Origin of the sequence: Corynebacterium sp. SCR221107, from assembly GCF_027886475.1 — a bacterium.
Taxonomy (GTDB): Bacteria; Actinomycetota; Actinomycetes; order Mycobacteriales; family Mycobacteriaceae; genus Corynebacterium.
In genome coordinates, this window is sequence record NZ_CP115670.1 from 642,171 (window position 1) to 665,173 (window position 23,003).

The following is a 23,003-nucleotide window of genomic DNA, read 5'->3' on the forward strand; positions in this document are numbered from 1 at the left end:
ACTAGTTTAGCGGTTCGCCCGGATCTTCGCCGCGCGCGATTGGCATTCGTACCATGTTGCCCCATTCTGCCCAAGATCCGTCGTAATTACGAACATTTGAGTGGCCTAGCAGGTACTTTAAAACGAACCAAGTGTGGGTGCCGCGCTCACCAATCTGGCAGTAGGTGATGATTTCATCCTTTTCGAGCAACTCGCCATATGTTTTCTTGAGATCCTCGATGGAGCGGAAACGACTGTTCGGGTGTACCGACTCGTCCCAAGGAATGTTCACTGCCCCAGGGATATGCCCCTTCCTGAGTACCCCCGTCATGGGGGAGTCGACGTCTTCGGTGCCCGCATACTCGTTGGAGGTGCGTACGTCAAGGAGTCCGGTATGTGCTGTGGAGGCCTTGACTTCGTCAACGAATACACGCAATGTGGCGTCATCGCGCTCGACGATCGGGTATCCGGTGGCGGGGTATTCGGGAACTGCGTAGGAGGTGTCGCGCTCCTCGGCCATCCAGGCGTCGCGACCGCCGTTGAGTAGGCGAACGTCTTCGTGTCCAAAGAGCTTAAAAACCCAGAAGGTGAATGCGGCCCACCAATTGGACTTATCGCCGTATATGATCACGGTGTCCTCGCGGGCAATGCCTTTGGAATCCATGAGTTCAGCGAAGGCCTCCGGAGAGATGAAATCGCGCATGATGGGGTCGTTGAGATCCTTGTGCCAGTCGATGCGCACCGCACCGGGAATATGTCCGATGTCGTAGAGGAGTGAGTCTTCGTCGGACTCGACAACGCGCAGCCCCTTGGTTCCTAGTCGGGCACTAAGCCACTGGGCGGACACGAGGCTTGCTGGGTCGGCGTAGTCCTGGAGGAGCGGGTGCGGGTCAAGTGGCGCAGCCATTGGGAGCCTTTCTGCATTTTCGGCGTTAATGGGATTCTCTGTGTTCTCGAAATCAAATAATGGGCATTGGGGTAATCACACTTCATCCAAGAAAGTGACTTTGGCAGTTTAACTATCCGGGTGAGAAAGTGGTTCCCCTGGCCAGACCTTTGGATGAATGTCCTCACTCACAGTGTCACCTCTGCTGTCCGACTGGCAACATTTCGTGAGCAGTCAAACACATATAATCGGGCCAATTTTCACTTAAATCGAATGAATGTGTGCGTTTCCTCAAACTAAAGCCGTATCTTTGCCTATTCAGTCTTGGAATCTTCCTGTCTTCCTGCTCGGGATGGGTGGCGAGTTTTCGGGGAAACCCGTGCTGCTGCTTAACGAAAGTATCACAACACGAAAGTAGATCCTCCCCGTTTATATGTTGATTACCAATAGGTGGGCAGAGATATGTGTATTTGCAATATAAAAAATGCCGAGAAATATCGGTCTGTGAATGAGGAAATGATTCATTCCAATCAACAACCGGTAGGCAATGGGTTGGACTGGGGGGAGCATGCGGTACCGACAGTGTGAACCCCGCGTGGCGCCGGTATGTATCTTCAAGATGCATATGTCGAATATTAAAGGTTGTTTTCTGTATGTAATTGCCACATAAACCTTCTGCTGGTGTGCCAAGCTCAATTGCCGGAGTCAAAGTGGTTCGGCACTGGGGTGAATCAGTTTCCTTCCGGCGTGTTGAATGCTGCTAAAGCAGTCTTTGCTTAACGACGCCCTCAAACCACACCGTGATAGCTTTCCTTGCCCCTTGAGGTTTGGAGGGGGTTCTATGCGTAATGAAGCGACTGCAACTAGCTGCCCTCGACCTCGACAGGGGTGGGGTAGGAGGATCGGCGTCTTTTGGCGCTGCTTCATCACTATCGTGATTCCCTCCTGATGGCGGGGGTGGGGTGGGTTTATCCAAAGGGTGGAGGAGGCAACCGAGAAGGTGGGACTACGAGCGGGGCGAAAAGTTGCATCCTTGCGGTGCGGGCAAGGAATGAGTTGTGGCTATGACCTTGATGTTTGCGACCTTAACTTCGTGGGGCGGGTCACCTTGGCGTCGGAAAGCAAGAAATAAACCAGTAGGAATGCATGCCTAGCAGGTGTGCGGTTGCTTACTAAGCGCGTCGGCGGCGCGAAACCTAACTGGGACTTAAATATCATTAAAAACAGGCGTGAAAATGACGGTCGGCGCTGAGGCTGACCGCGATGAAGCGCACGGTGAAAAACGGCAGCGCCCGCAGCAAGACGGGTGTTTTCGTAGGTTTCCGGGCGCTTTCGGCACCGGCCACACCCACGAACTTACCGTCTTCTTAAAAACGGGGCGAAAGGGCGATTATGGGACCGGGCGCGGTAAAGAAAGCAGAAAAGTTCATCTTCCAACAAAGCAGGTTGCGCAATGCGACCACCACGCTTCGTCATGAAAGGTTAAATGCGTGCATAAGGCAATTGTCGTTTTCGAGGTCGAGGGCGGTTCTGACAAGAAGTTCGATGGTCACCGCAAGGACACCATGCCGATCGTCAACGCCATCAAGGAAGCTGGCTACCACTCCGAGGTCGTCTACTATCGTCCCGAATGGTCCGACGAGCTCTTCGACTACATCACCGCCAACTTCGACGCCTACATCTCCCGCGTAAACCCCGGCAACATCCCCGGCGGCGAGAAGGGCTACTTCGATCTTTTGACCCGCCTGTCCGAGGCAGGGCTTGTGGGTATGTCCACCCCATACGAAATGATGGCATACGGCGCCAAGGACGCCCTGGTCAAGCTTAACGACACCGACCTGGTTCCTTCCGACACCGCCGCCTACTACGACGTGGAAACCTTCCACAACACCTTCCCCACCTCCATCTCCTACGGCGAGCGCGTCCTGAAACAAAACCGCGGCTCCACCGGTGAGGGCATCTGGCGTGTCCAGCTCGAGGACAAGGAGCTGGCCGCCTCCGTCGAGCCGGGCACCGCCCTGCCGCCGGACACCAAGCTGCGCTGCACCGAGGCAGTGGACAACCACACCGAGATCCGCGAGCTCGGTGAGTTCATGGACTTCTGCGATCAGTACATCATCGGTGACAACGGCATGCTGGTCGACATGCGCTTCATGCCGCGCATCGTCGAGGGTGAGATCCGCATCCTTCTGGTTGGCCCGACGCCGGTGTTCGTCGTCCACAAGAAGCCTGCCGCCGGTGGCGACAACTTCTCCGCCACCTTGTTCTCCGGCGCGAAGTACACCTACGACAAGCCAGAGGCATGGCAGGACCTCGTCGACATGTTCGCCGAGGTGCGCCCGGTTATTGCCGAGAAGCTTGGCGGCGACAACATTCCGTTGATCTGGACCGCCGATTTCATGCTTGCCGACGGCCCTAACGGCGAGGACACCTACGTCCTTGGCGAGATCAACTGCTCGTGCGTGGGCTTTACCTCCGAGCTCAACATGGGCATCCAGGAACTCGTGGCCAAGGAGGCCATCTCGCGCGTGGAGAAGAAGTTCGCCTAGATCCTTATCGTGCTGTGTTCCAGCAGATGGGACCAAAATAGGCCCAAAAGCCTAAATAGGCCCAGATAGACACAGCAGGCAAAAGACCCCAGCAGCGTCGTGGAAAACTACCACGCTGCTGGGGTCTTGCATTGAGAGATCCGAGAGATCCGAGAAAACGCCAGAATCCGAAAGAATCCACCACCGACCGTCTAGTGGTAAGGATGTCGCCTAGGAAACAGTCGGCCCCCACAGCTCGTGCACGTTGTAGCCGAGCACGTAGAGGGCTCTTCTTACTAGTGGTAATGACAGCCCCACTACAGAAGAGGGGTCGCCCTCTATACGGTCGATGAACCAACCACCAATGGCCTCCAGCGTGAACGCACCTGCGCATTCCAGCGGCTCACCCGTGCGGGCGTAGGCCTCCACGTCCGCATCGCTTGCGTCGGCAAACCAGACGGACGTGCGCGCGGTGCCGATGAAACGACCCTGAGGCGTGATCACGCAGTGGCCGGTGATCAGTTCGCCGCGGCGGCCGCGCTGCGCCTTCCACCTGTCGATGGTGGCCTCGATGGTATGGGGCTTGCCCATGAGCGTGCCGTCGATAAACAGCATGGAGTCGCACCCGATCACAACATCATTGGGGTATTTGTCAGCGACCGCTGCGGCCTTGGCGCCCGCCAGCTTTTCGACAATCGCTGACTCTTTTTGCCCAGTCATCGCATCGAAGATCGCATCCTCGTCGATGTTGGCAGGATCCACGAGTGGTTCGACGCCGGCGTTGGTGAGGATGGCCTTGCGCGACGGTGAAGCAGACGCGAGCACGATGCGCATCAGCGCGCCCCCAACAGCTTCTCAACGCAGCCAGCGTCCGAATCTTCGAGGAGCTTCTTGCACCGTTCGAATTCCTCGTTGTCACCTATGAGTTCGCTGGCGAGCGCGAGCGAGGCAATCGCGCGCAGAACACCTTGGTTTGGCTCGTGAGCAAAGGGAATTGGTCCATGGCCGCGCCACCCATTGGCGCGCAGGCGATCCAAGCTGCGGTGGTAGCCGGTGCGAGCGAAGGCGTAGGCGATGGCCTTTTCTTCATCGCTGGACGCCTCCTCCAGCCGTCCCAGCGCTAGGGTCGCCCAGCAGCTGGGGGAGGCGGGGTTGGCCAGAACGGCTTCGATCGGGGAGGCGGCGTCAACAAGCTCCTCGGCGGGCAGCTCGATGGGTGGGGGAGCAAGGAGGTCTTTGTGCATGACTTACACCATAGCCGAACAGCACACCAGTCCAACATGGCCCATCGCGATCGACGATGACCGACCACAGTTCGGTACAGCCGGGCGTCTAAAACCTCTGTTATATCGGCCTGATGTAAAAGCACGTATCACGGGCCTGTGGGGTGCCGGTGAGGCAATAAAGAAAACCACGGCCGCGCATACACGCGTTGAAGACAGTTGATCTCAACGGTGTGCGGGGCCGTGATGGAGAGATGAATTACCCAGACAATTATTGGGCTAGCACCGGTGTGTGCCACACTCCTTTTACATCACCTGCTGGGTTGGGTAAATGCGTCCGGATACGGAGCGGTAGACGTACGCTAGGGCGAGGTAGCTTGCGGGCGCGGCAATGAGGCCAGCGAGGCCACAGGTAATCAAGGTAACGAAGAAGACCGCGAGGCCGAGGACGATGCTAAATCCTAGTAGCTGCCAGTAGCGGCGCTTGCCGTCGGCAAACGCAGCCTTGAAGGCATCGCCAAAGGACATTCCATCTGCGGCATAGAACGGGGCGAGCATGATAAACGGTCCAACGAGCACGGCGCCAAAGATGGAGAGGAAGATGAAGAAAACCATCGTGAGAATAGCGCCGGCTGAGACATCTTCGACCATGTAGTCACCCATGCTGGCGAATGCCACCACAAGCAGGCCGATCAATCCAGGCAGTACCGCAGCGAACGAGATGATGTTGGAGACGATGACAACACCCAAGGTCGTACCATAGTGCAATTCCTCGCGGAAGTTCTCGAGTTCGAGGCGATAGCCATTGAGCGAACGAAGCGCGAAGTGATACACCACGGGCATGACAAGGAGCGACAGGATCGCCGTGAGGAAGTTGAGCAGAGATGCGATGGCGCTGAGAGTCTCATTGCTTCCGGCATACGAGGTGCCGATGCTGAGCACGCCGAGCACAAAGGTACCAAGGATCCAGATCAGCGGATCAAAAAACACTGACTTCACGCCGAAGGTGAAGGCCTCACCAAAATTGAAAGTGTCGTTGCCTTGACGGTAGGGCCATTGTAGACGCGGATGCACCTGACCGGGAACCGCCTGTGATCCGGCCTGGTAGCCGTTGCCGTTGTGGTCAAACCCGCCCGAGCCGTAGCCTTGGCCGTAACCTTGATTAAAGCCCTGACCATAGTTCGGGTTGAAGCCTTGGCCGTATTGCTGGCCATACTGTTCGCCGCCGGGTTGCCCGAATTGCCCGGTGCCACTGGCGGCACCGTACTGACTCGGCCCTTGGCCGTACTGGCCGTTGTGGTTTGTGCTTGCCGACGAATCGCCTACGCCCGTGCCATAGGGGTTATATTGCTGCGACTGGCCTATGCCCGGATAGGGGGGAAGGTTGCCCGTGGAGGACGTACCTGGGGAGTCAAAGCCGGGATTGTCTTCGGGATGATTGACGCTTGGGTAGGACTGGAAGGAGTCAGACGTGCCAGGGGTGCCCGCATTGCCTTTCGAAAAGGAGGCGTAGGGATTAGCGCCGTCTTTGTTTCCTGCCTGCCCGTCGGACCCGTGAGCACCGGACGGATTGCCCGCGAGAGAGCCTGCATCAAAGGCAGTCGTTTCCTCCGCCGGTGTTGATGGCGTGGCAGGCTTCGCCGGGTTCGAGGCAGGCCCTTGAGGGGCCTGGCCGTGGTCGGCGTGCTTGCCGGCCGGATCCTGTGGGTCATTTCCTTGATGTTGCGGGTCTAGCGAATAGGGATCGTTATTCTGGTCGCTCATTATCACTCATTTCATGACGTGGGCGGACAATGGTACACAAGCGCACTTCACAAACATGATGACAGCGACGCTCACTGTGCATGCAGGTTGGTGAAGCTACGAACTCAGTACAAAGGGCACAAGGGATTCATAATAACCAAGTTCCACATTGTGAATACTCTTTATGGAACCTCCCCTCCTTTGTACCGGCCAGACGCGCAGCGTGGGGGAAAAGTTTTCAAATTGAAATGAAAAATAATCGGCATGCCCATGCTTGGGGGTGCATGGGCATGCCGATTATTTGGCGCGCCTTCGCAAGGCGGTGTGAGGACTTAGTAGAAGCTCACGTTCTGGAAGGCAGTGGGGTTGTAGGTGGTCGGGCGCGACAGGCGCTCGTTCACATTGCCCCACATGTTGCGCTCGCGCTCTGGCTCAGCAGCGTTGGCTGCGTTGTTGGCCATCGTGGCGAACAGGGCGGTGAGGGTGGCCACCTGGACATCATCCGGGTTGCCCTTGACAACGGTCAAAAGGGGCTTCTTTTCCGCTGGTGCCTCAGTGCCCTCTGCTGCGTTTTCTGGCGCATCAGACATGGTGCGTACCTACTTTGCTTTTCGGAAGTGTGGAGATAAGGGTTAGGCGCTTAAGTATATGCTTTTGAGCGCCAAACCTAAAGACGCAAGTCGCGGTAGAGTTCCGGCTTACAGCGGGATGTTGCCGTGCTTCTTGGCAGGAACGTTGACGACCTTGCGGTCGAGCAGGCGCAGGCCTTCGATGATCTGGCCACGGGTCTCGCTCGGCGGGATAACGGCGTCAACATAGCCACGCTCGGCGGCCATGTACGGGTTGACCAGGGTCTCCTCGTACTCGCGCTCGTATTCCTTGGCAACGGCCACGACGTCCTTGCCCTCGGCAGCAGCCTGCTTGAGCTCCTTGCGGTAGATGAATCCGACGGCACCTGCGGCACCCATGACGGCGATCTGAGCGGTCGGCCATGCAAAGACGAGGTCGGCACCCATGTCCTTGGAGCCCATGACGCAGTACGCGCCGCCGTAGGACTTACGGGTGATCACGGTGATCTTGCCCACGGTTGCCTCGGAGTAGGCGTACAGCAGTTTGGCGCCGCGGCGGATGATGCCGTCGTACTCCTGGTTGGTGCCCGGGAGGAAGCCTGGGACATCCACGAACTCGATGATCGGGATGTTGAAGGCATCGCAGGTGCGAACGAAGCGGGCGGCCTTCTCGGAAGCCTTGATGTCGAGGCAGCCTGCGAACTCGGTCGGCTGGTTGGCAACGATGCCCACGGAGCGACCCTCAACGCGACCGAAGCCGACGATGATGTTGCCTGCGTAGCCTTCCTGGATCTCGAAGAAGTCGCCGTCGTCGAGGACGCGGGTGATGACATCCTTCATGTCGTACGGCTGGTTCGGGGAGTCCGGGATCAGGGTGTCGAGCTCGAGGTCGGTCTCGGTGAGGTTGTCCTGGATGGCGCCGACCATGATCTCGGCCTGCTCGCGCGGTGCCTCAGCGCGGTTGTTGGAGGGCAGGTAGCCAACCAGGTCACGAACCCAGTCGAGAGCATCGGCGTCATCGGCTGCGGTGTAGTGGGAGGTACCGGAGGTAGCCATGTGGGTGGAAGCGCCACCGAGTTCTTCCTGGGTGACCTCTTCGCCAGTGACGGTCTTGATGACGTCCGGGCCGGTGATGAACATCTTCGAGGTCTTGTCGACCATGATGATGAAGTCGGTCAAAGCAGGGGAGTAGACGTGGCCACCCGCGCAGGCACCCATGATCAGCGAGATCTGAGGGATCACGCCGGAGGCCAAGGTGTTGCGGTAGAAGATCTTGGAGTACAGGCCCAGGGAGACAACGCCCTCCTGAATACGGGCGCCGGCGCCCTCGTTGATGCCGATCAGTGGAACGCCGGTCTTGATGGCCAGATCCATGATCTTGACGATCTTCTCGCCGTAGACCTCGCCGAGCGCGCCACCGAAGACGGCGCCGTCCTGAGAGAACACGCAGACCTTACGGCCTTCGATGGTGCCGTAGCCGGTGACAACACCGTCGGTGACCGGGCGCTTTGCGTCCAGGCCGAAGTTCTTAGAGCGGTGACGGGCAAGGGCATCAACCTCGACGAAGGAACCCTCGTCCAACAGGTATTCGATGCGCTCGCGCGCGGTCTTCTTATTAGCAGCATGAACCCTTTCCACGGCGGCCGGGCCCATAGGAGCCTTAGTCTCGGCCAGGCGTGCACGAAGGTCAGCGAGCTTTCCAGCAGTGGTGGTGAGATCAGGTGCCTGCGCACCTGCGTCAGTGATCGTTGCGGCAGTCATGACTCATAAGTGTAGGGGCTAACTCACAATCTTGTGAACTGTTTGACAATTTAGAGATATTTGTAGCGAAAATCTTTGACTACGGGGGTAGGTGAGATTTCTCCACACCCTTTTTACCAGTGTGTATAGAATTGCCGGGGGTGGTCTGCAAGCAAAAAACGCGGTACTTGAATAAGGGAAGAGAGGGGGTAACCGGTGATCGCCCATCGTGGCAGTATGTGCTTGCCGACGGCCACCTGGTCGGCGCTGCGGTGGCGTGCAGCCCAGCGGTGGACAAGGAGCTTGCCTCCAGCTTTTGCAAAGTGTGGCTGCGTGCTGGCCGATCCTTCGGTGGTGTCCTCCGTATTTTCAAATATAAGGGTAGAAAGAATCTGGCGCGCGCATCGGTGAAGCCATTGGTGGCCGGGCAAAGAATTCGGCCGGCAGCATCGTTGTGCGGTCAATAGCTTGCCCGAGCGCTGGTGTAAAAGGGTCAATCGGGGGGGATGACAAAAGCTCGCACCCAGTTCACCAGGTACGAGCCGTGTCGTGCGTTGTCTTTAGAGTGGGATGTTTCCGTGTTTGCGGGCAGGCCGGTTGACGTGCTTGTTGCGGAGCAGGCGCAGGTTGCGTGAGATCTGACCACGGGTCTCGGAGGGCAGGATGACAGCGTCGATGAGTCCACGCTCAGCGGCGAGGTACGGGTTGAGCATATGGTCTTCGTACTCACGCTCGAAGCTTCTGGCCAACTCGACAAGGTCATCGTGGCTCATGCCGCGCTCGCGGGCTGCGCGAAGATCCTTGCGGTGCAAGAATCCCACGGCGCCGGCTGCTCCCATGACCGCGATCTGGGCGGTCGGCCACGCCAGATTGACATCGGCGCCAAGCCCTTTGGAACCCATGACGCAGTAGGCGCCACCGTAGGCCTTGCGCATTGTCACCGTGATCTTGGGAACAGTGGCTTCGCCGTAGGCGTAGAGCAGCTTCGCGCCGCGGCGCAGGATACCGCCATATTCCTGACCGGCGCCGGGAAGGAACCCGGGGACGTCGACAAGCAAGACGATGGGGATGTTGAAGGCATCGCAGGTGCGAATGAAGCGGGCGGCCTTTTCGGAGGCGTCGATGTCGAGGCAACCGGCGAGCTGGGTGGGCTGGTTGGCTACGAAGCCGATGGACTGTCCCTCGATGCGACCGAAGGCGATGACCACGTTTTCGGCGCGTTCGGCCTGAATTTCTAGGAACTCGCCGTCGTCGGTAAGCGACTCAATGACCTCGCGAACATCGTAGGGGACTGTGGGGGAGTCCGGGATAAGGGAGTCGAGCTTGAGGTCGTCGGCGGTGAGGTTGGCCTCGATGCCGCCCTCCTCCACGTCGAAATCTGTTGCCGGTGCGTAGCTGCGGTTGTTGGAGGGCAGGAAACTCACGAGGTCGGCAACGAAGTCGAGGGCGTCCTCGTCCGAGGAGGCGGTGTAGTGGGAGTTGCCGGCGGTTGCCATATGAACCCCCGCGCCGCCGAGTTCTTCCTGGGTGATGTCCTCGCCGGTGACGGTCTTGATCACATCCGGGCCGGTGACGAACATCTTGGAGGTCTTGTCCACCATGACGACGAAGTCGGTCAGCGCCGGGGAGTAGGCGTTGCCGCCCGCGCAGGCGCCCATGATCACCGAGATCTGCGGGACCACCCCGGAGGCGTTGATGTTGTGGTAGAAGGTCTGGGCGATGAGGTCAAGGGAGACGGCTCCGTCTTGGATGCGCGCGCCCGCGCCCTCATACAGTCCGATCAGTGGGCGGCCGGTGGTGACGGCCAGCTCCATGATCTTGCACATCTTCTCGCCGTAGACTTCGCCGAGGGCGCCGCCGAAGACCGTGCCGTCCTGGGAGAAGATACAGACCTCGCGGCCGTCGATGGTGCCCCAGCCGGTGATGATGCCGTCGGTGGCGGGGCGCTTGGCCTGCATGCCGAAGGCGTGGGTGCGGTGGCGGGCGAACTGGTCGGTTTCGATGAACGATCCTTCGTCGAGAAGGTAGTCCAATCGGTCGCGAGCGGTGAGCCGTCCTGCCTCGTGAACCTTCTTCAACGGCGTGCGGCCGAGTGGGTAGGTGGCCTCGGCGCGGCGCGCCTTCAAGTCGGCGATCTTGCCGGCGGTGGTGTTGACGTCCGGCAGGGAGGCGACATCGATCAAAGGTGAGGAAATGGTCATGTTTTGGAATCCTAGACTGGCCCATGTTGCTTTCGCTACCATCCGGGCATGAGGCAAGTCGTGCAATGTCAGCAAAATGCCAGCGCAGGGCGTTAATTAGGGGCAAAAAATAATTTAGGTCACAGTGTGATTGTGTGGGTTCTTCATAGGTTTTCCTCGCAACCCACAGGGCCGTCATGGGGAACCATGTGAGTTCCTGATCGAAGTCGCATTGAGTCTTGTGGTCCGATTGTTCGGCCCCGGGTGCGCAAACCGTAGGCGTCGTCACGCATGCCCCCGCACGCACGACTAGCATGAGCGACTATGATCAGCCACAACGAAGATGAGCAAAAGGATGTCCGAAACGGCGCGGGCGCGGACGTGCCCCCTGTAGGTATGGATCCCCGCACCCCGCTTGACGTGGCCTTTCTGCGCCGCGCGCTCGTGGAGCATGGCCCCTATAGCCAGCTTGAGCACACCTTCGAAACCGGCTCGACCAACACCGACTTGGTGGCCGCCGGGCACAAGGGGGCGCCCGCCTGGACGGTGTACCTTACCGAACACCAGGTATCCGGGCGCGGACGCATGGGGCGTAAATTCGAGGCCCCGCCCAGCTCCCAACTCACGCTCAGCGTGCTTATTCGCCCGCCAGCGGAGTCCGTTGCGCGCCTCGGGACGATGTCGCTTGCCACCGGCTTGGCGCTGGTGGACGCCATCGGAAGCGAAACCGGAGTGGGCATGAAATGGCCCAACGACCTCGTCTATGACGGACGCAAGCTGTGCGGCATCCTCGCCGAGGCTGTGGATCTCGGCGATAATCCCGCAGTGGTAATCGGCCTCGGGCTCAACACCTCGCTGCGCACCGACGAGCTGCCCGTCGCGCACGCATCCTCGCTCGAATTAGAGGGAATTGCCTATGAGCGCAACGAGCTGGCAGTGCGCGTCTTAACCTGCCTGTACCACAGGCTTTTCCAATGGGAGCGCAATGATGCCCACCTCATGGACGATTACCGTGCCGTGTGCGTGACCCTAGGACAGGACGTGCGAGCGATCCTGCCCGGCGATAAAGAGCTGCTGGGGCGCGCCACGGCCGTCAACGAAGAAGGCCACCTCATCATCACCGACGAGGCGGGCACGGACCACGAGATGGCGGTGGGCGATATTATCCACCTTCGGCAAAAGGATCAGTGGAAGTACTAGCCTGATTCGGTCGCGTCGATGTCAGTCGCATCGTCAGTGCCGTCGCCAGTCGCATCGTGGGCGCCGAAACCCGTTGCATTGTGGGCGCCAGCGCGCACAGAAAGAGCGCTGAGGTGTCACCCCGTTTGCTTTGCTTGCCGACGCCTACGGTGGCGTGACGCCATCTTGAATCGAAAAATGCAGGATAAAGGTGCTGGCAGAAGGTGCGGCATGGGAAAGCGTGCGCGGTGGGGCTATTGTTTAGGAAGCGATGAATGTGAACTTAGGCCCTGATGAGTATGTGCTGGTCGATGTGACCAGCTCCTTGGCATCTTTGACCTACCCTGTGGTTCAACTAACCCTGATCACAGGGGTGGCCTGGATGGGAATTGGTTTCATCGACCAACCGCAACCCGAGGTCATCGTCGACACCGGGATGCGTAACATCTTCGTCGGCGTGTGGGCGCTGCTGGTGCTGTGGCGATTTGTCTTGCCCGTCATCAAGGCTCGGCGTCAAAGGCTCATCTTGACCAACAAACGCCTCATCCTGCGTGCCCCTGGCCTGCGCGGATATTCGGACTCCATACCGCTGCACGCGATACGCCAGGTCATGCGCCGAGGCAAGAGCTTACATCTTGCTATTCGTGGCTATGACCGACCCATCACCATCAACGACGTGCCCCGCGCCCGCAAGGTTGCCGAGATTATCGATTCCAGTATCGTTCGCGCCATATGGTAGGTGTGAACGGCGCCGGAAGACTTTAAGTTTTCCCACAGCGCTCGTGCGCGGCAGTGTGCGCTGAGTGCACAGTGCGCAATGCGTGTGCTGAGTGCGCTGTGTGTGCTGTGTGCCCGGTACTTCGCGTTATAGTGATAGCCGTGAACAACCTGGAGCAGCACGATACCTCAACGAACAACCACGCCAACGACCCGCATGCGGCCTTCCACAAGGCAGCCCACGCGCCGGGCATGCCCGTCATTGCAGTCATCGGCGATGGCCAACTGGCCCGCATGATGCACACCGAAGCCATTGAGCTTGGATTGTCCCTGCGGGTGCTCGCCGGAAGCCAGGATGCCTCCGCCGCCCAGGTGACCAAGGACGTTCTCATTGGTGACTACACCAGTCTCGATGACCTCCACCGTGCTGTGGAAGGGGCAGCCGTGACGACCTTCGATCATGAGCACGTGCCCACGGAGCATCTGCGCACACTTATCGCAGAGGGTGTTAATGTGCAGCCGGGGCCTGACGCCCTGGTTAACGCCCAAGACAAGCTCGTCATGCGCAAGCGCCTGCGCGAGCTCGGCGCGCCGGTGCCGCCGTTTGCGGCAATCGAGACAGTCGCTGATGCCGAAGGTTTCTGGGACGCCGTCGACGGTGCCGTGTGCCTGAAGGCGCGCCGCGGTGGCTACGACGGACACGGCGTGTGGTTCCCAGGAAGCCGCGAAGAGCTTGCAGAGGTGGTAGCCACGCTGCTTCAGGCAGGCACCCCGCTCATGGCCGAGAAGAAGGTGGCGTTGGTACGCGAATTGTCGGCGATGGTGGCACGCACCCCCAGCGGCGAGACCAAAGCATGGCCGGTCGTCGAGTCCGTGCAGACCGACGGCATCTGCACCGAGGCGGTAGCGCCGGCGCCGGGGCTGTCGGAGGACTTGCAGACCCAGGTGCGCGAGCTGGCACGAAATATCGCCACCGAGCTTGGGGTCACCGGAGCCCTAGCCGTCGAACTCTTTGAGACCGTGGACGTGGCCGGACAGCCGGAAATCTACGTCAACGAGCTGGCCATGCGCCCGCACAATACCGGCCACTGGACCCAAGATGGCTGCGTGACCAGCCAATTCGAGCAGCACCTGCGCGCGGTGATGGACTATCCGCTCGGCTCCACCGAGCTCACCGCACCGGTGACGGTCATGGCCAATACCCTCGGTGCCGATGAGGACCCGGAGATGCCCATGCCGCAGCGCATGCAGGAGGTGTGGAGGCGCTACCCGCAGGCCAAAATCCACCTCTACGGCAAAGGCCATCGCCCGGGCCGCAAGCTCGGCCACGTCAACCTCACCGGCACCGATGTGGAGCGCACCCGCGAGGCCGCTCGCGCCGCCGCCTACTTCATCGTCCACGCGGCCTGGCCGAACGACTAGCCAAGGGGTCTAGCAATGGCCTTGCCATGGACATAACAGGCCTAGCCATGGACGGACCTGGCCACAGATTTGCCACAAACGGGCCACCGACTGGCCATGGACTAGTCATTGCACGGTGGGCGGGGCCACATAGCTTGAGATCACTCGTCGAAGACTTTTCTTCTTAGCCACAGGAAGCGGTGACGGGGTTACGCGTGCTAGGACGTGGCAAGCGGTGGACGTCGTCAAGCAATAAAACACCGTAACGACTGCGCTACGCTGAAGGCGGGCGTTGTTACTAGTGGTAATGACGCGACCGATAGCCCAACGAGAACGTAAGGAATGCAATGAATCCATTGGTAGGACTGATCATGGGATCGGATTCGGACTGGCCCACCGTCGAGCCCGCGGCCCAGGTACTCGCCGAGTTCGGCATCCCGTTCGAGGTGGGCGTGGTGTCTGCCCACCGCACCCCGGAGAAGATGCTCTCCTACGCCAAGAATGCCCACACCCGCGGCATTAAGGCGATTATCGCCTGCGCCGGGGGTGCGGCCCACCTGCCGGGCATGGTGGCCGCGGCCACGCCGCTGCCGGTTATTGGCGTCCCGCGCGCGCTGAAGGATCTCGACGGGATGGACTCGCTGCTGTCGATCGTGCAGATGCCGGCCGGTGTCCCCGTGGCAACGGTGTCCATCGGCGGTGCGAAAAACGCGGGCCTGCTCGCAGCGCGCATCCTGTCGGCAGGCGATCCCGCTCTGGTGGAGAAAATGGTGGCCTATCAGGACACGATGCGCGCCGAGGTTGAGGAAAAAGATGAGCGCCTGCGTCAGCGGCTCATGGGTTCGTAGAACACTCACGTCCACTGTGGGCCTAGGGCAGGTGGTGCCGCAGGCCCTTCACATCACCACAAGGGCGTGGGAGCGGGTCATGGGCGTGTCGCAGCGGCGCGTGGACACGCTTGCCACCCCAAACGCGGATGCGGCAATCCTCGTCCTCGGCTCCCGGGTGAAGCCGCGCCACGCGGTCACTGAGCACGACCTTTTCGAGACCGAACCCGACAGCGGGCAGGTGTTGGATCCACATCGGCGTGAGCTGATGAAAAACTACCGCGGCTTGTGGCCGGGTGCGGTGCTGGTTTCGCGCTTGGCGCGGGCGGCGCAGCTAGCCCAGGGCAACGATCTCATGATCGTGGTCTCTGGCAAGGGCGAGGCCCGGGCGATGGCATGGTGGCTTGCCATGCACGGAGTCGATCCCGGGCGAATTGTGCTTGAATATCAGGCCACCTCTACCAATGAGAACCTCGAAAACGCCCACGCGCTCATGCCGCACGTGCGCACGTGGCTTGTGGTCACCAGTGACTTTCATGCCCCACGCACGCTCGCGTGGGCGCGCCACCTTGGTATCCCCATTCGCTTGTATCACGCATCAACCCCCTCGCCGCATCGGCAGGTGGCCTTTGCCAGGGAGGTTTTTGCCCTGCCGCATTCGCTATCCCGCATCGCGTGGCGGCGATATCGTGTCCGGTTCAAGGGAGGGGCGCTAAAAGAAGGCTCTTTCCATAAGGGGTGAGATTGTCTTTATCCCTATAGGCCTTCGGAGTCCTCGCGGTCGTGTGCGCGGCTCCAACGCCACAGGCACACGGCGGCGATGACGTTGATCAGTGCCAGCAGAGCGGGCCAGACCTTCGGATTGGGCAAAAACAGGTTCACGATGGCCTGCAAGACAAAGAACGCGGCGAGCGTAGCCATAAAACCCACGAGGGCATCGCGTTGAAGTTTCTGGCGCTTGCGCTGCGAAGGGGAGTTCTGTGGGCCGGTCATGGGGGAAAGACTACCCCACGTTGGCTCCCGGCTGCAGGAGCAAACGTGGGGTAGGTGAGAGGATAGGTGACCGAGAACGTGACGGGCAGGTGGGGTTTCCTCCGCCTGCCTGCGGTAGCGCGGCTGCTTAACTCAAAGAGAGGAAGAGCTTTTCCATCTTCTTGATATCGAGGCTGCCGGGGCCTTCCTCCATCAAGCACTGGCGCATGCCAGTGGCGATGATGGAATAGCCCGCCTTGTCGATCGCCTTGGAAACGGCGGCGAGCTGGGTGACCGTGGCCTCGCAGTCTTGGCCTTCCTCAAGCATCCGGATGACGGCGGCAAGTTGGCCGTGGGCGCGTTTGAGCCTTGTGACGGACTGCTTGACGGAAACCGGCTCCAGTTGCATGATGTTTTCCTTACTCGACATGGGCGTATGCACGGGCGGATTGACCGTGGGTGTAGGTCAAATACCCACCATCGAGATTAGCAACATCGATACCGTAACCGGAAAGTATCCTGGCCGCCACGTGGCCGCGCAGGCCCACCTGACAGCTGACGATGACCGGGCGGGTGGTGTCCAGCTTGTCGATATTCTCACGCAGTTCGTCTACAGGGATGTTGACCGCGCCAGGGATGTGACCGCGTTCGTACTCGCCTGCGGTGCGCACGTCGATAAGCTGCGCATCGTCTTCTAACTCATGCCATTGCACGGACTTCTCCCCCTGAGCGAGGTTGTCATCGACCATGCCTGCGAGGTTGATCGGGTCCTTGGCCGATCCATATTGCGGGGAGTAGGCCAGTTCAAGATCGGCCAGATCCGTGGCCTTGAGCCCCGCGCGCATGGCGGTGGCGATGACGTCGATGCGCTTGTCGGCGCCTTCCTTACCAATAGCCTGGGCGCCGAGAATCGCGTCGGTATCCGCGTCAACAACCAGCTTGAGGTGCAGCGTGGATGCGCCGGGGTAATAACCGGCGTGGTTGGCCGGGTGGATGTGGATCACGCGGACATTGCGTCCGGCACGGCGGGCGGTGCGCTCGTTCCAACCGGTGGCAGATGCCGCTAGTCCAAACAGCCCGACGATCGCCGTGCCGAGGACAGGCAGCGAGTGGGTGTCGCGGCCGGTGATGATGTCGGCAACAAGGCGCCCGTGGCGATTGGCGGTCTGTGCCAGCGGTACCAGCGCTGCGGCGCCGGAATTGGCGTCGGTCTTTTCGGCTGCGTCGCCGAGTGCGAAAATATTAGGCACGCTCGTGCGCTGCTGATCGTCGACCTTGATGCCGCCGCGTTCACCGATGGCAAGGCCGGCTGCCTCGGCGAGGCGGGTATCCGGGCGCACGCCGATGGCGGCGATGACGACGTCGGCTTCGATGACCTCGCCGGTAGACAGCGTCAACGTCTTTTCCCCAATGCTGTGGGTGTCGGCGTTCGTGCGCAGTTCCACCCCGTTGGCCACCAGATGGTCGGCCACGATCGCTGCCATCTCCTCGTCGAAGGGGGCAAGGATCTGCGGGCCACGTTCGATGACGGTGACCTTGAGACCGCGGTGTACGAGGTTCTCGGCCAGCTCGAGTCCGATGAAGCCGCCACCGATGAGGGCTGCGGAACTGACGGTGTCTCCGAGTGCGGCGACGATCGCATCCACGTCTTCCACGGTGCGCAGGGTAAAGGCGCGTTCGATGCCGGGAATGGGCGGCACAAACGGGCGGGCGCCGGGGGAGAGCACGAGCTCGTCATAGCTTTGGGTGAAGGTCTCGCCGGTGTCGAGGTTGTCCACGGTGACCTCGTTGGCCGCCGGATTGATGCCGGTGACCATGTGCCGGGTGCGTACATCGATGCGGAAACGAGCATCCAACGACTCTGGGGTCTGCAGCAGCAGCGAGGAGCGCTCTGGGATGACCCCGCCAACATGGTACGGCAGGCCGCAGTTGGCGAAGGAGACGTTGCCGGAGGCTTCGAAGACGATGATGTCGCGGTTTTCGTCGTTGCGGCGCAGGCGCGCTGCGGTGGACATGCCGCCGGCGACGCCGCCCACGATTACGGTTGTTGCCATAAAAGTTCTCCTAGTTTTTCTTTGCTTGCCGACGGCTACGCTTGGCCGATTCTCAGCGAGTGGTTAGCGCCCGAAGAGGGAACCAAAAACGGACTGCTTCTTGGGCTTTTCGCAGGTGCACCATTGGCCTGCCGGGACTGTTGCCTTGACCTGTTCGATGTGCTGGCCGCAACCGGCCCAGGTGGTCTTGCCGCAGGTGGTGCATGTCACTGGACGACACATAAGTGGAGCTCCTCAAGATGATAGGTGTGGGATTGCATGGGTCGTTCGGTGAAGGACCGCGACCCACAACGGAATATACCCCCTAGGGTATAGTCTCGTCAACATACCCTAGGGGGTATAACGTTTTGTGGGAGAAAGGCCGCTCGGTGTCATCCCCGGCGTAAGGCACGTAGGGAGAGATTCTTACGCCTCCTGTGCACTCATGTGAAGCCTTTTCACAGGATGCGTCCCTTAAATGGAACGTGTGTTTCCAAGCAACGTTTCTCGTTGCAAAGCTCAACAAGCCCCCTTGCGGGCATTGTGGTGGTCGGCACACCGTACGACGTGCGTCGCCGGCACGCAGTGGCAAACTTTCGCCACACCGCGCCGGTGCTCGTCGGAAAGCTGCCCTGTCTCACTCGTGCCACAGTGCCTAGATCAAGGGGGCTTGTCTTTGTTATCGGGGTAGCAGAATCGGTAGCGCCTATTTCAGCGAGCCGGACGTCAGGCCGGAGACGATGCGCCGCTGGAAGACCAGCACCATGATGATCAGCGGGATGGTCACCAGCGCGCCCGCTGCCATGATCGAGGTGTAGGGAAACTCGAACGCCGATGGTCCGGAAAAGCGGGCGATCGCCACGGTCACCGGCTCGGTCGCGGTGGTGGAAAGCTGGCGCGCCAGCATGAACTCGTTCCACGTGGTGATAAACGCCAAGATGGCGGTGGTAAACAATGCCGGTGCAGCCAACGGCAGCAAGACCAATCGGAAGGCCTGTCCCGGGGTGGCGCCATCGACGCGCGCGGCCTCCTCCAGCTCCCACGGAAGATCCCTAAAGAAGCTGACCAGGGTGTAGATCGTTAGCGGCAGCGCAAAGGAGATATTGGGGATGATCAGTGCGCGGTAGGTGCCGAACCAACCAAGGTCGCCGAAAAGCTGGAACAACGGCGTGACCAGCGCGATGCCGGGGAACATCGAGGCCGCCAAGATGATGCCGGTGACAAATCCCTTACCCCGGAAGTCGAGCCGGGCCAGCGCGTAGGCGGTAAAAACGCCCACAACCACGGCGATGGCGGTGGTGGCGGCGCCGATGATAAGCGAGTTGTAAATGGCGTGGAGAAAGTCATTGCCCTTGTCCGTCGCCAGCGCGTCGCGGAAATTCTCTAAGGTCACGTGGGTCGGCCACGGGGTGGTGTCGAAGGTGTAGGCCTTATCGCGCAGGGCGGTGACCACCATCCAGTAGAAGGGGGCAAGACCCCATACGAGGATGAAGATCACTCCGATGTAATTGCCGATGGCGCTGCGCAGCTTGTGGTTCATGAGTTTATGCCTCCCTGCTTGCCGACGCCCACGCCAGCCAGCGCGGCAGCGTCGTCTTTATCCTTGAGCTGTTGCTTGGCGGCGCGCTTGGTGGCCTTTGTGGCGGCGCGCCTTTCGGCGGCGCCCGAGACATCGGCGCCGAGGAAGCGGATCATGATAAACGCCACGGCGAAGATCATGAGGAAGATGAGCGTCGAGAGCGCAGACGCGGAATTGAAATTGTTCTGGCGCAGATCCTCGACCACGAGCTGGGATACGGTGGCCGTCGGTGAGTTTGCCGACGAAGAGATCATGATCACCGGTAGGTCGTACATCCGCAGCGCGTCGAGCGTCCTAAAGAGAACCGCCACCATGAGCGCGGGCTTGACCAGTGGGAGCGTGATCCACTTGAACTGCTGCCACGTGCTGGCGCCGTCGGTGCGGGCGGCCTCATAGACATCCTTCGGGATCATCTGCAGCCCGGCCAAAATGAGAAGCGCCATGAAAGGGGTGGTCTTCCACACGTCGGCGATGATAACGGCAGCGCGTGCCGCAGTGGGGTCGGTGGTCCAATGAACCGGGGTGGGCAGCAGTGAGTTGATGATTCCCTTGTCGGCGAAGATGAACTGCCATAGCTTCGCGGTCACCGCCGTGGGAATGGCCCACGGGACGAGCACCGCGGCGCGCAGGATCGAGCGGCCGACGAATTCGCGATTCATCACCAGCGCCATCGCCATGCCCAGGATGATCTCAAGGGCGACGGTGATAACCGTAAAAAAGAAGGTATTGCCCACGGCGGGCCAGAAGTCGGTGGCGATGACCCCGGGCGGGCAAGTGCTCACCGTGCCGGAAGCCGATATGCACCGCTGGGTGAGCCAATAGACATAGTGGTCGAATCCGGCGAAGCCACCTTCTACGAACAACCCCGTGGTGGGATCGAGGTGCTTGTCGGATTGGAAGGACAAATAGATTGCCCGGACGATGGGGTAACCGATCACTATCGTCAGTACCAATAGGGCAGGCGTGATTAACGCAATGGCCTTCCATGGGATATCCCGGTGTTGCCTCGGTGGGTGCGAACTTGGGCTTAGGGTGGTGCTCACGACATTCCAGCTTTCAATCGGTGCGGGAAAAGGCGATGGACCTGCCCAGTGCGGACAGGTCCCTTGCAAGTGTGTAGGTGCGCGGTGTCGATAACTGTTGCAACAGGTCAATCACCTGCACGAGGTGGCCTACTTTGCGGCGTTTTCGATGGCGGCCTTCATGTCCGCTGTGGCATCGTCGACGCTCTTGTCGGCGGTTAGTGCCGCATACGCGTTGTCCTGGATAGCCTTGGTGATTGCGGGGTAGAAGGGGCTCACCGGGCGCGGTGCGGCATTTTCCAGCGACTGCTTCAGCGCCGGGAGGTAGGGGTACTTCTCAACGAGCGCGGCATCATCGTAGATGGAGGCCAGCACCGGCGGGAAGGAGTTGTCGGCGAAGAAGGTCTGATTTTCCTCGTTGACAATGAACTTCATGAAGTCCAGCGCGGTCGCCTTGTACTTGGAGTTGACATTGATGCCGTTGTTGTAACCGCCCAGGGTAGAAACGCCCACGCCGTCCTTGCCCACCAGCGGCGAAACCTCGAACTTGTCCTTGACCGCGGAGGTATCCTCGCCGGCGTTGGTGTACATGTACGGCCAGTTGATGGCGTAGGCTACCTCGCCGCCGACGAAGGCTAGGTTGGTTTCCTCTTCGGTTGCCGAGGTGGCGGTGGCGGCGATGGTGCCGTCCTTGTAGGCGTCGACGAGTGCCTGGAGGCCTTCCTTGGCCTCAGCGGAGTCAACGGTGGGGGCGCCCTCGGAATCGAGCACGTGCCCGCCCCAGCCCTCGATGAAGCCGGTGGAGTTGACGGTGAGTCCCTCGTACTGCTTGAGCTGCAGCAACAGGCAGTCCTTGCCGGCGTTCTTGACGGTGGCGCAGGAGTCCACAAGCTCGGACCAGGTGCCCGGAGCGGTCGGCGCAAGCTCGGTGTTGCGGAACAGCAGCTGGCCGTTGGTGTTTTGCGGCAGGGCGTAGAGGGTGCCCATGTAGGTGGCAGATTCTACGGTCGCCGGCAGCAGGCCGGAGGTGTCTACGGCTAGGTCTCCGGTAAGCGGAGCCAGCCACTGGTTCGCGGCGAACTGAGCGGTCCAGACCACGTCGAGTGCCATGACGTCATAGTCGGAGTTGCCCGCCTGCAGCGACTGCACGAGGGTATCGCGCTGGTCATCGGCCTCACCGGCCAGCTCCTTGAGGGTCACCTTCTCATCGGGATGCTCGGCATTCCACTTTTCGATGATGGGGGTGATCTTGTCGGTATCGTTCTTGCCCATCGCAAACGTGATCGGTCCGCGCTCGGCGCCGGAGGCGGGCGCCTCGGAGCTGGTGGACTCGCCGGAGTCGGAGGAGCAGCCGGCCAAGGCAACGGCGCCAGCCATGAAGGTGGCGGCCAGCACAACGGCGGGCTTGCGTGCGGGCAGTGTGAAACGGGTCATCGAGATAACCTTCCGTACTTTCCTTAGGGGATTTCCACCGAATTTAGTGACGCAGTCGATATCGTGTGGTGGAATTGCGGAAAGTCACTACACCCGCCGGGGGTAGGAGGGCGTCCTACGTGTGCAAACGGTTGCACATGTCTTGCTTGCCGACGCCCACTGGACGTGACAGTGCGGTCACATCCTTGTCGTCGCGGTCGCTGCCCGGTGGCGGCTACAGCCGCGCGGTCGCCTTTTCAACGGAGGCGATCTTTTCCAGGCGATCAGGTCCTGCAAGCCCTTTGACCACCACCGCGGATCCCCCGGTGGCGATGGGGCTAAGCACCTTCGCACACAGTTGCTCGAAACTTGTCCACCCGGAAGACAGCACCCGGGCACCAGCGGTGACTGCAGTGGGAGACGCCGCATCCGCGCGCGAGAGCACGTCGGAAAGCGTGGGGCCTGATTCGAAGAACTGATCGCCGTAAAAGCGGACGGTAGGGGCGAAGTCGATGATGCCGTCGGCAAGCGAGTGACCGGTTTCGGCGACGCCACGCCCCATCGGGTCGGCGGTCACGGCAACGATATCTCCGCGCGCGCCGAGGCTTCGCGCATACGCGCCGAGGTCGGCAGCGCCTGCTGCATCGAAGGCGATAAAGGTCACCTCGGCCGCCGGATCAGATGGATCAAAGGTGACGTTGACGCCCGCTGCCATCGCGCCCAGCACGATGACCACCGCTTGCCAGGAAACAGGAAGCACGCAAGCGATGGTGGATCCTTCCTCCATATCGAGCTCCTCGCGGAGCATGTTGGCGACCTTCGCTGCCCAGTTATCGAGCGTGATGCCAGAAAAATCCAGCCGGGCGCCGGTCGTTTCGTCATAGAGGGTCAGGCGTGGGGTGGCCGGATCGGCCTGCAACACGGTCGAAAGGAGGTTCATAACTTCGATGGTAGGGCAAAATAAGCCCGCACCGTCGGTGGCTGCCAGTTGAGGCAGATCACTTCACGGTGC

General features: G+C 60.5%; 21 protein-coding genes. 6 read left to right on the forward strand and 15 right to left on the reverse strand.

Translation table 11 applies throughout. The features are described from left to right. Nucleotide 1: 1 nt before the first annotated feature. Entirely contained in the window at nucleotides 2-886 is an 885-nt protein-coding gene (locus PAB09_RS02990; protein ID WP_271034598.1) for a sulfurtransferase, read from the reverse strand. Between the two features lie 1,469 nt (nucleotides 887-2,355). Here PAB09_RS02990 and PAB09_RS02995 point away from each other — a divergent pair. Beyond that, nucleotides 2,356-3,414: a Cj0069 family protein gene (locus tag PAB09_RS02995; RefSeq protein WP_271034599.1), complete on the forward strand. Its 1,059-nt coding sequence runs from the start codon at nucleotides 2,356-2,358 to the stop codon at nucleotides 3,412-3,414. Nucleotides 3,415-3,624: 210 nt separating this feature from the next. Here PAB09_RS02995 and PAB09_RS03000 read toward each other — a convergent pair whose 3' ends face one another. The 6 genes from PAB09_RS03000 to PAB09_RS03025 form a co-directional block, all read right to left on the reverse strand. Further along, the gene (locus tag PAB09_RS03000; RefSeq protein ID WP_271034600.1) at nucleotides 3,625-4,227 is read right to left on the reverse strand and encodes a Maf family protein; all 603 of its coding nucleotides are present in this window, start codon (nucleotides 4,225-4,227) and stop codon (nucleotides 3,625-3,627) included. After that, complete coding sequence (locus tag PAB09_RS03005) at nucleotides 4,227-4,637, reverse strand: DUF3151 domain-containing protein (RefSeq protein WP_271034601.1); 411 nt, start codon at nucleotides 4,635-4,637, stop codon at nucleotides 4,227-4,229. Before PAB09_RS03005 ends, PAB09_RS03000 begins: the two co-directional genes overlap by 1 nt. 285 nt (nucleotides 4,638-4,922) lie before the next feature. Further along, nucleotides 4,923-6,380: a hypothetical protein gene (locus tag PAB09_RS03010; protein WP_271034602.1), complete on the reverse strand. Its 1,458-nt coding sequence runs from the start codon at nucleotides 6,378-6,380 to the stop codon at nucleotides 4,923-4,925. Between the two features lie 311 nt (nucleotides 6,381-6,691). Then, entirely contained in the window at nucleotides 6,692-6,949 is a 258-nt protein-coding gene (locus PAB09_RS03015; protein WP_271034603.1) for an acyl-CoA carboxylase subunit epsilon, read from the reverse strand. A 108-nt stretch (nucleotides 6,950-7,057) separates the two neighbouring features. Further along, the gene (locus tag PAB09_RS03020; protein WP_271034604.1) at nucleotides 7,058-8,689 is read right to left on the reverse strand and encodes an acyl-CoA carboxylase subunit beta; all 1,632 of its coding nucleotides are present in this window, start codon (nucleotides 8,687-8,689) and stop codon (nucleotides 7,058-7,060) included. A 539-nt stretch (nucleotides 8,690-9,228) separates the two neighbouring features. After that, entirely contained in the window at nucleotides 9,229-10,869 is a 1,641-nt protein-coding gene (locus PAB09_RS03025; RefSeq protein ID WP_271034605.1) for an acyl-CoA carboxylase subunit beta, read from the reverse strand. Nucleotides 10,870-11,244: 375 nt separating this feature from the next. Between PAB09_RS03025 and PAB09_RS03030 the strand changes: the two genes are divergently transcribed. From PAB09_RS03030 to PAB09_RS03050, 5 genes are all read left to right on the forward strand, one after another. Further along, nucleotides 11,245-12,048 (forward strand): biotin--[acetyl-CoA-carboxylase] ligase, encoded by an 804-nt coding sequence (locus tag PAB09_RS03030; protein ID WP_271035251.1) that lies wholly within the window; start codon nucleotides 11,245-11,247, stop codon nucleotides 12,046-12,048. A gap of 250 nt (nucleotides 12,049-12,298) precedes the next feature. Then, nucleotides 12,299-12,766, forward strand: a complete 468-nt coding sequence (locus PAB09_RS03035; protein ID WP_271034606.1) for a hypothetical protein — start codon at nucleotides 12,299-12,301, stop codon at nucleotides 12,764-12,766. Nucleotides 12,767-12,996: 230 nt separating this feature from the next. Next, nucleotides 12,997-14,166, forward strand: a complete 1,170-nt coding sequence (locus PAB09_RS03040; protein WP_271035252.1) for a 5-(carboxyamino)imidazole ribonucleotide synthase — start codon at nucleotides 12,997-12,999, stop codon at nucleotides 14,164-14,166. A gap of 326 nt (nucleotides 14,167-14,492) precedes the next feature. Continuing rightward, on the forward strand, nucleotides 14,493-14,993 hold the full coding sequence (gene purE / locus PAB09_RS03045; protein WP_271034607.1) for a 5-(carboxyamino)imidazole ribonucleotide mutase: 501 nt from the start codon (nucleotides 14,493-14,495) through the stop codon (nucleotides 14,991-14,993). A 79-nt stretch (nucleotides 14,994-15,072) separates the two neighbouring features. Further along, entirely contained in the window at nucleotides 15,073-15,714 is a 642-nt protein-coding gene (locus PAB09_RS03050; RefSeq protein ID WP_271035253.1) for a YdcF family protein, read from the forward strand. A gap of 14 nt (nucleotides 15,715-15,728) precedes the next feature. Here PAB09_RS03050 and PAB09_RS03055 read toward each other — a convergent pair whose 3' ends face one another. The 8 genes from PAB09_RS03055 to PAB09_RS03090 all read right to left on the reverse strand — a co-directional run bounded on the left by PAB09_RS03055 (nucleotide 15,729) and on the right by PAB09_RS03090 (nucleotide 22,931). Then, nucleotides 15,729-15,965: a hypothetical protein gene (locus PAB09_RS03055; RefSeq protein ID WP_271034608.1), complete on the reverse strand. Its 237-nt coding sequence runs from the start codon at nucleotides 15,963-15,965 to the stop codon at nucleotides 15,729-15,731. Between the two features lie 127 nt (nucleotides 15,966-16,092). Then, nucleotides 16,093-16,353 carry a metal-sensitive transcriptional regulator gene (locus tag PAB09_RS03060; RefSeq protein WP_271034609.1) on the reverse strand — a complete coding sequence of 87 codons (261 nt, stop codon included), beginning with the start codon at nucleotides 16,351-16,353 and terminating at the stop codon, nucleotides 16,093-16,095. Between the two features lie 10 nt (nucleotides 16,354-16,363). Then, entirely contained in the window at nucleotides 16,364-17,998 is a 1,635-nt protein-coding gene (locus PAB09_RS03065) for an FAD-dependent oxidoreductase (RefSeq protein ID WP_271034610.1), read from the reverse strand. A gap of 63 nt (nucleotides 17,999-18,061) precedes the next feature. Beyond that, on the reverse strand, nucleotides 18,062-18,220 hold the full coding sequence (locus PAB09_RS03070; protein WP_271034611.1) for a hypothetical protein: 159 nt from the start codon (nucleotides 18,218-18,220) through the stop codon (nucleotides 18,062-18,064). Nucleotides 18,221-18,683: 463 nt separating this feature from the next. Further along, the gene (locus tag PAB09_RS03075) at nucleotides 18,684-19,517 is read right to left on the reverse strand and encodes a carbohydrate ABC transporter permease (protein WP_271034612.1); all 834 of its coding nucleotides are present in this window, start codon (nucleotides 19,515-19,517) and stop codon (nucleotides 18,684-18,686) included. After that, entirely contained in the window at nucleotides 19,514-20,548 is a 1,035-nt protein-coding gene (locus PAB09_RS03080) for a carbohydrate ABC transporter permease (RefSeq protein ID WP_271035254.1), read from the reverse strand. Before PAB09_RS03080 ends, PAB09_RS03075 begins: the two co-directional genes overlap by 4 nt. A gap of 180 nt (nucleotides 20,549-20,728) precedes the next feature. Next, entirely contained in the window at nucleotides 20,729-22,012 is a 1,284-nt protein-coding gene (locus tag PAB09_RS03085; protein WP_271034613.1) for an ABC transporter substrate-binding protein, read from the reverse strand. A gap of 214 nt (nucleotides 22,013-22,226) precedes the next feature. Further along, the gene (locus tag PAB09_RS03090; RefSeq protein WP_271034614.1) at nucleotides 22,227-22,931 is read right to left on the reverse strand and encodes a TIGR03089 family protein; all 705 of its coding nucleotides are present in this window, start codon (nucleotides 22,929-22,931) and stop codon (nucleotides 22,227-22,229) included. Nucleotides 22,932-23,003 lie beyond the last annotated feature (72 nt).

Coding starts and splice junctions, on each gene's coding strand:
- PAB09_RS02990 (WP_271034598.1), bottom strand. CDS start 886: ATGGCTGCGCCACTTGACCCGCACCCGCTCCTCCAGGACTACGCCGAC.
- PAB09_RS03000 (WP_271034600.1), bottom strand. CDS start 4,227: ATGCGCATCGTGCTCGCGTCTGCTTCACCGTCGCGCAAGGCCATCCTC.
- PAB09_RS03005 (WP_271034601.1), bottom strand. CDS start 4,637: ATGCACAAAGACCTCCTTGCTCCCCCACCCATCGAGCTGCCCGCCGAG.
- PAB09_RS03010 (WP_271034602.1), bottom strand. CDS start 6,380: ATGAGCGACCAGAATAACGATCCCTATTCGCTAGACCCGCAACATCAA.
- PAB09_RS03015 (WP_271034603.1), bottom strand. CDS start 6,949: ATGTCTGATGCGCCAGAAAACGCAGCAGAGGGCACTGAGGCACCAGCG.
- PAB09_RS03020 (WP_271034604.1), bottom strand. CDS start 8,689: ATGACTGCCGCAACGATCACTGACGCAGGTGCGCAGGCACCTGATCTC.
- PAB09_RS03025 (WP_271034605.1), bottom strand. CDS start 10,869: ATGACCATTTCCTCACCTTTGATCGATGTCGCCTCCCTGCCGGACGTC.
- PAB09_RS03030 (WP_271035251.1), top strand. CDS start 11,245: ATGGATCCCCGCACCCCGCTTGACGTGGCCTTTCTGCGCCGCGCGCTC.
- PAB09_RS03035 (WP_271034606.1), top strand. CDS start 12,299: ATGAATGTGAACTTAGGCCCTGATGAGTATGTGCTGGTCGATGTGACC.
- PAB09_RS03040 (WP_271035252.1), top strand. CDS start 12,997: ATGCCCGTCATTGCAGTCATCGGCGATGGCCAACTGGCCCGCATGATG.
- purE (WP_271034607.1), top strand. CDS start 14,493: ATGAATCCATTGGTAGGACTGATCATGGGATCGGATTCGGACTGGCCC.
- PAB09_RS03050 (WP_271035253.1), top strand. CDS start 15,073: ATGGGCGTGTCGCAGCGGCGCGTGGACACGCTTGCCACCCCAAACGCG.
- PAB09_RS03055 (WP_271034608.1), bottom strand. CDS start 15,965: ATGACCGGCCCACAGAACTCCCCTTCGCAGCGCAAGCGCCAGAAACTT.
- PAB09_RS03060 (WP_271034609.1), bottom strand. CDS start 16,353: ATGCAACTGGAGCCGGTTTCCGTCAAGCAGTCCGTCACAAGGCTCAAA.
- PAB09_RS03065 (WP_271034610.1), bottom strand. CDS start 17,998: ATGGCAACAACCGTAATCGTGGGCGGCGTCGCCGGCGGCATGTCCACC.
- PAB09_RS03070 (WP_271034611.1), bottom strand. CDS start 18,220: ATGTGTCGTCCAGTGACATGCACCACCTGCGGCAAGACCACCTGGGCC.
- PAB09_RS03075 (WP_271034612.1), bottom strand. CDS start 19,517: ATGAACCACAAGCTGCGCAGCGCCATCGGCAATTACATCGGAGTGATC.
- PAB09_RS03085 (WP_271034613.1), bottom strand. CDS start 22,012: ATGACCCGTTTCACACTGCCCGCACGCAAGCCCGCCGTTGTGCTGGCC.
- PAB09_RS03090 (WP_271034614.1), bottom strand. CDS start 22,931: ATGAACCTCCTTTCGACCGTGTTGCAGGCCGATCCGGCCACCCCACGC.